Origin of the sequence: Dactylosporangium roseum (genome assembly GCF_025264685.1) — a bacterium.
In the GTDB taxonomy this organism is placed as follows: domain Bacteria; phylum Actinomycetota; class Actinomycetes; order Mycobacteriales; family Micromonosporaceae; genus Dactylosporangium; species Dactylosporangium roseum.
Genome location: NZ_CP073721.1, coordinates 2,572,235 through 2,583,510, shown reverse-complemented (window position 1 = coordinate 2,583,510; position 11,276 = coordinate 2,572,235). Strand labels below are relative to the sequence as shown.

10 protein-coding genes are annotated in these 11,276 nt (G+C 72.9%); 6 read left to right on the top strand and 4 right to left on the bottom strand.

The window, feature by feature from the left end; translation table 11 throughout:
* Positions 1–49 precede the first annotated feature (49 nt).
* On the top strand, positions 50–1,048 hold the full coding sequence (locus Drose_RS12720; protein WP_260728382.1) for an SDR family oxidoreductase: 999 nt from the start codon (positions 50–52) through the stop codon (positions 1,046–1,048).
* A 15-nt stretch (positions 1,049–1,063) separates the two neighbouring features.
* On the opposite strand, the gene Drose_RS12715 is transcribed toward Drose_RS12720, so the two are convergent.
* Both Drose_RS12715 and Drose_RS12710 read right to left on the bottom strand, forming a co-directional pair.
* Positions 1,064–4,135, bottom strand: a complete 3,072-nt coding sequence (locus Drose_RS12715) for an FAD-binding and (Fe-S)-binding domain-containing protein (protein WP_260728381.1) — start codon at positions 4,133–4,135, stop codon at positions 1,064–1,066.
* 20 nt (positions 4,136–4,155) lie between these two features.
* Complete coding sequence (locus Drose_RS12710) at positions 4,156–4,782, bottom strand: thiamine pyrophosphate-binding protein (RefSeq protein ID WP_260728380.1); 627 nt, start codon at positions 4,780–4,782, stop codon at positions 4,156–4,158.
* 310 nt (positions 4,783–5,092) lie between these two features.
* Between Drose_RS12710 and Drose_RS12705 the strand changes: the two genes are divergently transcribed.
* The 4 genes from Drose_RS12705 to Drose_RS12690 all read left to right on the top strand — a co-directional run bounded on the left by Drose_RS12705 (position 5,093) and on the right by Drose_RS12690 (position 9,266).
* Entirely contained in the window at positions 5,093–5,671 is a 579-nt protein-coding gene (locus Drose_RS12705) for a hypothetical protein (protein ID WP_260728379.1), read from the top strand.
* A 143-nt stretch (positions 5,672–5,814) separates the two neighbouring features.
* Entirely contained in the window at positions 5,815–6,042 is a 228-nt protein-coding gene (locus tag Drose_RS12700) for a hypothetical protein (protein ID WP_260728378.1), read from the top strand.
* A gap of 201 nt (positions 6,043–6,243) precedes the next feature.
* Positions 6,244–7,935 (top strand): FAD-dependent oxidoreductase, encoded by a 1,692-nt coding sequence (locus tag Drose_RS12695; protein WP_260728377.1) that lies wholly within the window; start codon positions 6,244–6,246, stop codon positions 7,933–7,935.
* Between the two features lie 50 nt (positions 7,936–7,985).
* Positions 7,986–9,266 (top strand): cytochrome P450, encoded by a 1,281-nt coding sequence (locus Drose_RS12690; RefSeq protein WP_260728376.1) that lies wholly within the window; start codon positions 7,986–7,988, stop codon positions 9,264–9,266.
* Positions 9,267–9,364: 98 nt separating this feature from the next.
* Here the strand turns inward: Drose_RS12690 and Drose_RS12685 are convergent, their stop codons facing one another.
* Together Drose_RS12685 and Drose_RS12680 are read right to left on the bottom strand one after the other, a co-directional pair.
* Positions 9,365–9,646, bottom strand: coding sequence for a DUF1622 domain-containing protein (locus Drose_RS12685; RefSeq protein ID WP_260728375.1), 282 nt, complete (start codon positions 9,644–9,646; stop codon positions 9,365–9,367).
* Positions 9,643–10,071, bottom strand: coding sequence for a DUF1622 domain-containing protein (locus tag Drose_RS12680; RefSeq protein WP_260728374.1), 429 nt, complete (start codon positions 10,069–10,071; stop codon positions 9,643–9,645). The genes Drose_RS12685 and Drose_RS12680 overlap by 4 nt, the downstream gene beginning before the upstream one ends.
* A gap of 369 nt (positions 10,072–10,440) precedes the next feature.
* On the opposite strand from Drose_RS12680, the gene Drose_RS12675 reads away from it, so the two are divergent.
* A complete protein-coding gene (locus Drose_RS12675; RefSeq protein ID WP_260728373.1) occupies positions 10,441–11,157 on the top strand; it encodes a polysaccharide deacetylase family protein in 717 nt (238 codons plus the stop codon).
* The last annotated feature ends 119 nt before the right edge of the window (positions 11,158–11,276 follow it).

Below are 11,276 nucleotides of genomic sequence, written 5' to 3'. Positions count from 1 at the left end.
GCCCGGGCCGGTAGCGTTTGCCCGGTTGCGGCGAGGGTAGCCATCGAGGATGAGCAGTCGCCGCGTGGCGGTCGTGACCGGCGGTACCGCCGGCGTGGGTCGTGCGACGGTACGGGAGCTGGCGCGCCGCGGTTGGGACGTCGCCGTGCTCGCGCGAGGGCCGGCCGGGTTGCGGGGCGCGGTCCACGACGTCGAGGCGGCCGGCGGCCGAGGGCTGGCGGTCCCGACCGACGTGGCGGACCTCTCCCAGGTGGAGGCGGCCGCCGACCGTGTCGAGTCCGAGCTCGGGCCGATCGAGCTGTGGGTCAACGTCGCCTTCGCCGGCTCACTGCGGTACTTCTGGGACACCGACCCGGACGTGTACCGCCGCACGACGGATGTCACCTACCTGGGGCAGGTGCACGGCACGCGGGTGGCGCTGTCCCGCATGCGTCCCCGCGACCGGGGCACCATCGTTCAGGTCGGGTCGGCGCTCAGCTTCCGCGGCATACCGTTGCAGGCCGCCTACTGCGGCGCCAAGCACGCGGTGAAGGGCTTCACCGAGAGCGTCATCACCGAACTCAAGCACACCGGCAGCGCCGTTCGGGTCTGCATGGTGCAGCTTCCGGCCGTCAACACGGTCCAGTTCGACTGGAACGACAGCGAGTTCGACCGGCACCCGCGGCCCGTGGCGCCGGTCTTCCAGCCGGAGCTGGCGGCCCGCGCCATACGGTTCCTCGCCGACCACCCGCGACGGAACATGTGGGTCGGGATCTCCACCGCCTACACCGTGCTGGGCAACCGGCTCGCCCCCTGGTTCCTCGACTGGTACCTGGCGAAGAACGGGGTCGGCGGACAGCTCACCGACGACCCCGGGCCCCGCTACGGCTCGAACGTCTTCACCCCGCGGGACGCGGCAGCGGACCGTGGCGCGCACGGCATGTTCGGCGACGAAGCGCACCGCCGTGACCCATGGTCGTGGATGTCCATGCACCGGGGCGCGCTCGCGGCGGTGTCCCTCACGGCCGCCGCCGGGTTCATCGCGGCGCTGCGGAGCCGGCGGCGCTGATCGAGCCCCGCCGCCTCACCGGGGCCGCCGCCGCAGTCCGGCCGCGAGCGCACCGACACCCGCGAGCGCCAGCAGTGCCGCGCCCGGTCCGGGCCACGGCGGAGCAGGCCGTGGCGCCCAGGCCCGCTCGGGGTAGGGGCGCCCGTCGTCGCCGCGCAGCCCGGCCCGCAACAGCTCGGCCAGATGCATGCCGTGCCGGCCGCCGGTGGCGTTCTGCGCGACCTGCGTACGGCAGCTAAACCCGTCGGCGAGGACCACGTCGGACGGGTCGGCGGCGCGGACCGCGGGGAGCAGGACCCGTTCGGCACACGCCTCGGAGACGTCGTAGTGCCCCTCCTCGAAGCCGAAGTTGCCGGCGAGGCCGCAGCAGCCCGAGTCGAGCACGTGGGGCTCGACACCGGCGTCGCGCAGGATCGCCGTGTCCGCGGCGAACCCGAGGACCGCGTGCTGGTGGCAGTGGGTCTGGATCAGCGCCGTGCGCGGGACCCGCGGGGGTCGCCAGCCCGGGCTGTGCTCGTGCAGCAGTTCCGCCAGGGTGAACGTCTGCCGGTGCAGGCGCTGTACGTCCTGGTCGCCGGGGAACAGTTCGTGGGCGTCGCCGCGGAACACGGCGGCGCAGCTCGGTTCGAGCCCGACGATCGGCGTGCCGGCGCGCAGGTACGGCCGCAGCGCGGCCACGGTGCGCAGCAGGATCCTCTTCGCGGTGGCCAACTGGCCGGTGGAGATCCAGGTCAGTCCGCAGCACAACGGCCGCTGCGGCACGACGACCCGCCAACCGGCGTCTTCGAGGACCTCCACGGCCGCCTGCGCGATCCCCGGGTCGAAGTGGTTGGTGAACGTGTCCGGCCACAGCACGACGTCGCCGCGGGCGCCCGCTCCGGCCGGGCGATGGCGGCGGAACCACCGCTGGAAGGTGCGCCCGGCGAAGGCCGGGATGTCGCGGCGCACGTCCACGCCGGCCGCGGTCTTGGCCAGGGTACCGAGCGGTCCGGCGTGGGCGACGGCGTTGACCAGCCGCGGCGCGCGGCCGGCGAGCGCGGCCCAGAGCGGCAGCCAGCCCATCGAGTAGTGCTGGCGCGGCCGCAACCGGCCCTGGTAGTGGTGGGCGAGGAACTCGGCCTTGTACGTGGCCATGTCCACGTTGACCGGGCAGTCGGTCTTGCAGCCCTTGCAGGCCAGGCAGAGGTCGAGTGCGTCACGGACCGCGGTGGAACGCCAGCCGTCGCCGATGGCGCCGCCACGGGCGGTGCCGTCGAGCATCTCGAACAGCAGGCGGGCCCGGCCGCGGGTGGAGTGCTCCTCCTCGCGAGTGGCCATGTAGGACGGGCACATCACCCCACCGCCCTCGCGGCGGCACTTGCCGACCCCGACGCAGCGTTGCACGGCCCGGCTGAAGCTGCCGTCGTCGTGGGGATAGGCGAAATGCGTCCGCAGCGACGGGTGGTGGAAGTCGGTGCCGAGCCGCAGCTTGTCGTCGAGCCGATACGGGGCGACGACCTTGCCGGGGTTCATCCGGTTGCCGGGGTCGAAGATCGCCTTGCACTGCTCGAACGCGCGGACCAGGTCCGGGCCGAACATCTTGGGCAACAGCTCGCCGCGCTGCTGGCCGTCGCCGTGCTCGCCGGAGAACGAGCCGCCGTACCGCACCACCAGCTCGGCGGCGCGCTCCAGGAATGCCCGGTAGGCCCGGACCCCGTCCGTGCTCAGCAGGTCGAACGGGATGCGGCTGTGCAGGCAGCCCTGCCCGAAGTGGCCGTACAGGCTCGCCTCCGTGTAGCCGAACTCCTCGTACAGGCGGTACAGGTCCCGCAGGTAGTCCCCCAGCCGGGCCGGGGCGACGGCCGAGTCCTCCCAGCCGGGCCAGGAGTCGCTCAGGCCGGGCACGCGGGCGGTCGCGCCGAGGCCGGACTCGCGCACCTGCCACACTTGCCGCTCGTGCTCCTCGTCGGCGAACTCCGTGACGTCGTCGCCGTCGATGTCCCGGCCGATCGCCCGGACCATCCGCCGTGCCCGGTCCCGGGCCTCGTCACGGGTCCGCCCGCCGAACTGTACGAGCAGGAAGCCCGATCCTCTGGGAAACAGCGCCAGGGCCTGCGGGTTGAGGTGCTTGCGCTGCTGGAAACTGATGAGCTGGTGGTCGATGCCCTCCAGGGCGATCGGTTCGTGCGGCAGGATCGCGGGCACGGCGTCGGCGGCGGCCGCGACGTCCGGGAAGCCGAGCACGACCAGGGTGCGCTGCGGCACCGTCGGGACCAGCCGCAACTCCGCGCGCAGCACGGTGACCAGCGTGCCCTCCGAGCCGACGAGCGCCTTGGCGAGATGGAAGCGCTGCTCGGGCAGCAGCGAGTCGAGGTTGTAGCCGGAGACCCGCCGGGGGATGTCCGGGTAGCCGGTGCGCAGTTGCCCGAGGTACCGGTCGCGCAGGGCACGCAACTGCCGGTAGACCTCGGCCCGCCGGCCGCCTTCGGCGACGATCCGCTCGTAGTCCCCGTCGGAGGTCTCCCCCACCCACATGCGGGTGCCGTCGTACAGCAGCACCTCCAGCCGGGCGATGTTGTCGACGACCTTGCCGGTCCGCTGCGCGGTGGCCCCGCACGAGTTGTTGCCGATCATGCCGCCGAGGGTGCAGTGGTTGTGCGTGGCCGGCTCCGGCCCGTACTCCAGCTCGTAACCGCGGAGCTGATCGTTGAGGTGATCCAGGACGATACCCGGCTCGACGACGCACGTGCGGGCCCGCTCGTCCACGGACAGCAGCCGGTGGCAGTACTTCGACCAGTCGATCACCACCGCCGTGTTCGTGCACTCCCCCGCCAGGCTGGTGCCGCCGCCGCGGGACAGCAGTGGAGCGCCGAACTCGCGGCACACCGCCACCGCCTCGGCGCCGGCCTCCACGGTCCGCGGCACCACGACCCCGATCGGCACCTGCCGGAAGTTCGACGCGTCGGTCGAGTAGGCCGAACGCGAACCGGCGTCGAAGCGCACCTCCCCGTCGACCCGCCCCGTGAGCGCCCGGCGCAGTGCGGCCGGGTCGAGGTCGACGCCGGACGCCGGACGGAGCCGAGGTGCGGGCAGTTTGACAGCGGTCACGATGACACCTCCGGCGCCCGTCAGGCACGCAGTTCGTTGATCTTGTCGCGGGCGACCAGCGTCTTGACGATCGGTGCCCCCAGCCGGTCCGCGACCGCGATGACCTCTTCCCCGGCGTGCAGTGCGCCGGCGCCGACCAGGATCGCCGGCTTCCGCGCGGCGTTGAGCACCTCCGCCGCCGTCCGCAACTGCTCCGCGTCCGGTGCCAGCGGCAACTGCGCCAGGTCGGGCGCGCTCGCCGGCGGCGTGCCGGGACCGACGTGCCGGTACGGGTCCTGCTCGACCGGGGCGACCTGGATGTCGTTCGGGAAGGTCAGGTGTGCCACGGTACGTTTCGCGAGCGCGTTGCGCACGGCCAGGTCCACGACCCCGGGCATCTGCTGCGGATTGGTCACCATCAGGTTGTAGGCCGCGAGATCCGCGTACAACCGGTCCAGATGCACCTCCTGCTGGTAGTGGGTGCCCAGCACCGAACTCTCCTGCATGCCGGTCAGGGCGAGCACCGGCACGTGGTCGAGTTTGGCGTCGTACAGGCCGTTGAGCAGATGGATGGCGCCGGGCCCGGACGTCGCCGCGCACACGCCCAGGCGACCGGTCGCCTTCGCGTAACCGGTCGCCATGAACGCCGCCGCCTCCTCGTGCTGCACCAGGACGAACTCGATCCGGTCCCAGTAGCTTCGACAGCCCGGCCCTCGGGTCCACCACGGCACCGGCCGCCGCGCCCGCGAGACCGGTCGCGCGCTCGATCAAGCGCTCGATCCGCATCGGACGCCACCTCCCGCCGCACGCTGCCGTCCGGCTGCCGCTACCCCAGGCCCGGGTGGCTAACCGTTGCGCGAGCTGTTCCCTCCGCGTGGCCGTCGCCGGGTTGTACCGGCGTCAGAAGGGGTAGCCAGCCCGGCGGAAGGAGCAACGGCACGCCTGAACCGGCACATCCGCATTCTGAAGGAGCGAGCCATGAAAGAACGCGAAACGGTCCTGCGCTCGATGCACGACGCCGGTCTCGCCGCCTGGTTCGGCGGTTCGCTGATGGGCGCCATCGGCCTCAACGGCGCGGCCGCGAAGGCGGACGATCCCCGGGAGCGGCTGACGGTCGCGTCGACCGGCTGGCGGCGCTGGGCGCCGGTGAACACGGCGGCGATCGGCGCCCACCTGCTCGGCGCCTCCGGCATCCTCGCCAGCGAACGCAACCGGGTGCTGGGGCAACGCGGCGTCGGGACGACGAGCGCGGTCAAGACAGCACTGACCGTCGCCGCACTGGGTGCCACCGCGTACAGCCGCCAGCTCGGCAAACAGTTGGAGGGCGCGAAGTCGGTGCCGGTCGCCGGCGTGACCGAGCCGTTGCCGGACACGCCGGAGCCGGTACGTGTGGTGCAGCGCCGCGAACGCGTCGCGCAATGGGCGGTACCGGCGCTCACCGGCGCCCTCATCGCGGTCTCCGCTCTCGCCGGCGAACAGCAGAAGCCGCGCTCCATCGCCCGTGGCATCGCCGGTCGTGTGCGGGGCGTCGCCGAAGGGCTGCTCCCCGCACGCTGAGCGTCGCTCAGTCGTCCATACCGGGCCGGCCTCCGGACGCTCCGGCTCCCCTGAGGGCGGTGCGCCGATCCGTTTCCGGGCGCCGGCCGCGGGTATGCGGCCACGACAGCCCTCGACGACAAGCGCGACAAGGAGGCTGTGTGATGGCCGAGTCCCACACCCCTGCGGACGACATCGTCTACGACCTCGTCAGCATTCAGTACCACGCTCTCAAGGGCGGCCAGGTGTGCGCGAAGTACGCCGCCGACGCCGAGGGCCACGACGACGTCCGCGCGTTCATCGAACAGGTCCGCCAGGAGGACGCCAACCGCGCCGTGCGCGCCCACGAACTGCTCGGCAGGCTCACCGCCCAGCGCGCCGGGATCGGTTGACGGGCGATCGACGCCGCGGCAGAAGGGAGGAAGGCGATCCGGGTGCGGTCGCCGGAGATCTCGGCCGGCCTCGACCGGCGGCCGGCCGACGCCCTGATAGCTCGCATTCGCCTGCCGCGTACGGCTTCGGCGCCTTGCCGGGTTTGCCGGTGGGACCGCCGGGAAGGACATCGGAACTGTCTCTTGCCGGGAGGTGCGGCGATGCGGGTCGTGGTGAACCTCACGCGCTGCCAGGCCTACGCGCAGTGCGCCTTTCTCGCTCCCGAGGTGTTTCGGATGCGCGGCGCCGAGGCGTTGATGTACGACCCGGAGCCCGACGACGGGCAGCGGGAGCGGGTGCTGCGGGCGGCGGCGGCCTGCCCGGTGCAGGCCATCCTGGTCGACCACGTCGACGACAGGGAGGCCGCCGTGGAGTCCGCGACGACCGGGCCGGCGGTGGCTGTGCGGGCGGCCGCACCGTCGCAGACGGCCGGGTCGCCGCGGACGGGCTGGCAACCCTCGCCGGACGGGCACGACACGGCGATGGAGGCGATGCGGCGCGCCGGCCGTATCGTGGTCGTGGGCGCGTCGCTGGCCGGCCTGGCCGCCGCGGCGACCCTGCGCCGGGAAGGATTCGCGGGATCCCTGACGATGATCGGGGACGAGCCGCACCGGCCGTACGACCGGCCGCCGCTGTCCAAGCAGGTCCTCGACGGATGGGTGCCCCCGGACCACACCACGCTCCCCCTTTCCGACGGACTCGACGCCCGGTGGCTGCTGGGCGTGCCCGCCACCGGGCTGGACCCGGCCGGCAAGCGGGTACACCTCGGTGACGGGGGCGTCGTCGAATACGACCGGCTGCTGATCGCCACCGGCGCCCGGGCCCGGCCCTGGTTCGACGCGGACGAGGCGGCTCTCGACGGCGTGCTCGTGCTGCGGACCCGGGACGACGCCGCCGCCCTGCGACACCGGCTGGCCGAACGGCCCCGCCGGGTGCTGGTCATCGGCGGCGGGTTCACCGGCTCCGAGGTCGCCTCGGCCTGCCGGGACCAGGACCTGCCGGTCACGCTCGTCGAGCGCGGACCCGCGCCCCTGGTCGGCGCGCTGGGCGGGGTGATCGGCGCGGTAGCCGCCGACCTGCAGCGTGCGCACGACGTCGACCTGCGCTGCGGGGTCACCGTCACGCGTCTGGAGGGCGACACCGCCGGGCGGCTCCGCCGCGCGCACCTGTCCGACGGCAGCACCGTCGATATCGGGGTGGCCGTGGTGGCGCTGGGCGCGATCCGCAACACCGAATGGCTGCACGGCAGTGGCCTGGCCGTCGGCGACTGGGGTGTCGGCTGCGACGCCGGCTGCCGGGCGTTCGACGTCAACGGCGTGGTCACCGACGACGTCTTCGTCGCCGGCGACGTGGCGCGGTTTCCGCACCCGCTGTACGACTACCAGTTCCTGGCCCTCGAACACTGGGGCAACGCCGTCAGCCAGGCCCAGATCGCCGCGCACAACATGATCAGTGTCCCGGCCGAGCGGTGGCCGCACCTGGCCGTCCCGGTGTTCTGGTCGGCGCAGTTCGGCACCAACATCAAGTCGGTCGGCGTGCCGACCCTCGCCGACCAGGTCGTCATCGCCCAGGGCTCGGTCGCGCAGCGCCGGTTCGTGGCCGCCTACGGCTACCAGGGCCGCCTCACCGCCGCGGTCGGGTTCGACCAGGCCAAGTGGCTGGAGTCGTACGAGAGCCTGATCGAGGCGGGTGCGCCGTTCCCACCTGATCTTCGCGGGGTCGACGAGCCGGCCGACGAGACGCCGGTCGCGGCGCGGCTGCCCGACCACCGCATCCGCAACCGCCACGCCACCGTCTCGGTGACCGGCCACGACCCCAGCGAGCGCCGCGCCGAGCTGCTCCACCACCGCTGACGTGCCGGCCGGCCGTACTGCCGGCGCCGCAACACCTGAAAGGCACCGTCATGGCACAGGCCAGCATCTACGAGCAGGTCCTCGATCCCGCCAGCCGGAACGACCCGTATCCGCTGTACGCCGAGCTGCGCAGGACCCCGGTGGCGCGCCAGCCCGACGGCACCTACGTGGTCAGCACCTACGACGAGATCGTCGCGCTGCTGCACGACCCCAGGGTCAGCTCCGATCCCCACAGCCATCCCGAACTGGCCGGCGCCCCGCCCACGCCGGACGAAGGCGTGCCCGGACTGCCGCACGCCTTCGTCTTCCGCGACCCGCCCGAGCACGACCGGCTGCGGGACCTGGCCACCCGGCCGTTCGGGCCGCCCTGCGCCCCGGACCGGATCGAGAGCATGCGCCCGTGGCTGACCGAGGTCACCGACGGCCTGATCGACGACCTCGCCGGAAGGCACCGGGTAGACCTCGTCGACGACTTCGCCTATCCGCTGCCGGTGACCGCGATCTGCTGGCTGCTCGGCGTCCCCCGCGAGGACCAGCCGCGCTTCCACCACTGGGCCGACGCGCTGGTCGAGACCGCCGACCCGACCATCGGCACGTTCGCCGAACGCCAGCGCAGGCGAAATCGGATCAGCGTCGAACTCGGCGCGTACCTCGACGAGCTGGCCGAGGCCCACGCCCGCCGGCCCGGCGACGACCTGATCTCCGGAATGCTCACCGACGCCGGCCCACACGCGCCGATGTCCCGAGCCGACCTGCTCAGCACCTGCGCCATGCTGCTGGTCGCCGGTCACGAAACCACCGTCAACCTCATCGCCAACGGCATGCTCACCCTGCTGCGCCACCCCGGCGTGCTCGACCGGCTGCGCCACGAACCCGACCTGGTCATCCCTCTGGTCGAGGAGCTGCTGCGCTACGAACCGCCGGTGCAGATGATGACCGGCCGCAGCACCCTCGCCGACATCGACATCGCCGGCACCAGCATTCCCGAAGGCTCACCCCTGACCCTGATGCTCGCCGCCGGCAACCGCGACCCCGACCGCTTCCCCGACCCTGACCGCTTCGACCCCGATCGCATCGACAACGTCCACCTCGGCTACGGCAGTGGCATCCACTACTGCTTCGGTGCCCCGCTCGCCCGGGTCGAGACGCAGGTCGCCCTGCCCGCGCTGGCCCGCCGGCTGGTGAACCCCCGGCTGGTGGCCGACCCGCCGCCGTACCGGCCCAATCCGACCCTGCGCGGCCCCCGCCACCTGCTGGTCGACCTCGACGCCGTCGCCCCGGCGGCCGAGGCGGAGACCCGCGAACAGGTTCCGCGACCGGCACACGGATAGCGCGCCGGGCCGGCCGCGCGGTGCTCGCCGCCCAGTCGTGGCACTGGGTGGGTCCGGTGTTCGGGCACGTGTTCGAGGGCGCCACCGAGGCCGGTGTGCTAGGTGCGGTCACTGCGGTGTGGCAGCACGTCGGTCAGCCGGACCGGGGGTCGACGCAGTGACCGGCCGACGAGCTGCCGTACCGCCACAATCGTCGCGGCGACCATGAGCGGCTGCCAGCCGGGCGTGCCGCCCAGGCGCAGCAGACCCGCGGCGAGCCAGAAGTCGAGCGCCATGCACAGCGCCGCGCGCAGGTCCCGGCCGATGGCCAAGGTGACGCCACCAGTGAACAACCCGGCGGCGATACAGCCGAGCGCGGCGTATCCGAGCAGGACGTTCATCGCAGCGGACCGCCCGGCGCGACCGTGTCCGAGGGAGCCCCGGGTTCCTCCGGCGGCGCGGTGTTGTCGCGGCTGGCCAGTTCGGCGCGCTCCTCTTTGATCTCGCGGCTGAGGAAGTAGTTCAGCGCGGTACGGATGGCGGCGATCGCGGCGAGCTCGCCGATCTCCCTCAGCGTGGGAGCGATCGCGGTGCGCAGAATGTCCGAGGCGAGCTGGAACTCCAATCCGAGCGCGAGGAACCGGCCGAGCCCCAGCCGGACCGGCACGAAGCTCTCGGTGCGGCGCGTGCGGACCGCAGCGACCACGAACTTGACGAATGCGACCAGTGCACCGGTGAAGATGATGATCGCACCGGCGACCTCCACCACCCGGACGAGCAGATCGACCGCCGAGGCCAACCACGCCTCACCGAGCACCTTGTCCATGACTCTCCCGATGCCCGCCCCGCAGCACGTCCACGCACGGGCGGCAGGCGTCCCGCACTGCGATGTCGCCGTTCGCGTATTGGCGCACGTACATGCTACCGCCGCCGGCCGGCACCGGCGCGCTGACCACCCTCCCGCCCGGGTGGCAGGCACGCCGGTGACGGCGGTGCCCTACCACCCCCTCCACACCCTGCGCCACAAACAGCGCCGGTCAAGGTGACGGTGCGTGCGGCACCTCGCCCGGTGCGATCCGCCGTTTCGACGCCCCTCCACCGGGTAGCCACCCCGGCCACGGTGAGCGGGGCGATGGCCCGACGGTCACCGGTGCACTCGAACCAACATCAGCTCGAGTGAAACAAGGGTGCGCCAATGAGCAAACGGCTCCTGGCGACGGGCATGGCCGCCGCCGCCCTCGTGGCGCTGCACGCCGGCCCCTCGGTGACGGCGCTGCCAACGGTTCGCCGGCCCCTGCGGGCACTCAGCGGCGTCGGCCGCCCGGGTACCGTCGCGCTCACCCTCGACGACGGCCCGGATCCCAGGTCCACGCCGGCCTTCCTGAGAACGCTGGCGCGGCTGCGCATTCCCGCGACCTTCTTCGTGCTCGGTGACATGGCGGCGAAGGCACCCGGCCTGCTGCGCCGAATCCGGGAGGACGGGCATGAGATCGGCGTGCACGGCTGGACACACCGCGATCACCTCCGGATGACGCCGAGCCGCGTCTACGACGAGGTCGCACGGACGGCCGACCTGATCCTCGACACCTGTGGGGTCCCGCCCCTCTGGTTCCGCCCGCCGTACGGCGTCCTCTCCGCGGGGAGCCTGCTCGCGGCCGCCCGGCTCGGCCTGCGTCCGGTGCTCTGGAGCGCCTGGGGCCGCGACTGGGAGGCCGACGCCACTCCCGACACGGTGCTTTCCCACCTGCGGTCCGGAGGCATCCGTGGCGGCGCCACCCTGCTGCTGCACGACAGCGACTGCGCAGCGGCTCCCGGCGCCTGGCGGTCGGCCCTCGGCGCGCTGACGGCGGTCGCCGGTGAGTGCGAGCGGCAAGGGCTTCGATTCGCCCGAATGAGCAACCACATTCCGTAACGGCCGGTGCCGTGCCGAGCGGACGCCGCCCGGGCACCGACGAGGTGTGGTGGCCGGTTACGAGCGCGGGATTGCGGGTAGCGCGCCGCAATGCGCGGCATCGACCTCTTCGCAGCGTC

Coding starts and splice junctions, on each gene's coding strand:
- Drose_RS12720 (WP_260728382.1), top strand. CDS start 50: ATGAGCAGTCGCCGCGTGGCGGTCGTGACCGGCGGTACCGCCGGCGTG.
- Drose_RS12705 (WP_260728379.1), top strand. CDS start 5,093: ATGAAAGAACGCGAAACGGTCCTGCGCTCGATGCACGACGCCGGTCTC.
- Drose_RS12700 (WP_260728378.1), top strand. CDS start 5,815: ATGGCCGAGTCCCACACCCCTGCGGACGACATCGTCTACGACCTCGTC.
- Drose_RS12695 (WP_260728377.1), top strand. CDS start 6,244: ATGCGGGTCGTGGTGAACCTCACGCGCTGCCAGGCCTACGCGCAGTGC.
- Drose_RS12690 (WP_260728376.1), top strand. CDS start 7,986: ATGGCACAGGCCAGCATCTACGAGCAGGTCCTCGATCCCGCCAGCCGG.
- Drose_RS12685 (WP_260728375.1), bottom strand. CDS start 9,646: ATGAACGTCCTGCTCGGATACGCCGCGCTCGGCTGTATCGCCGCCGGG.
- Drose_RS12680 (WP_260728374.1), bottom strand. CDS start 10,071: ATGGACAAGGTGCTCGGTGAGGCGTGGTTGGCCTCGGCGGTCGATCTG.
- Drose_RS12675 (WP_260728373.1), top strand. CDS start 10,441: ATGAGCAAACGGCTCCTGGCGACGGGCATGGCCGCCGCCGCCCTCGTG.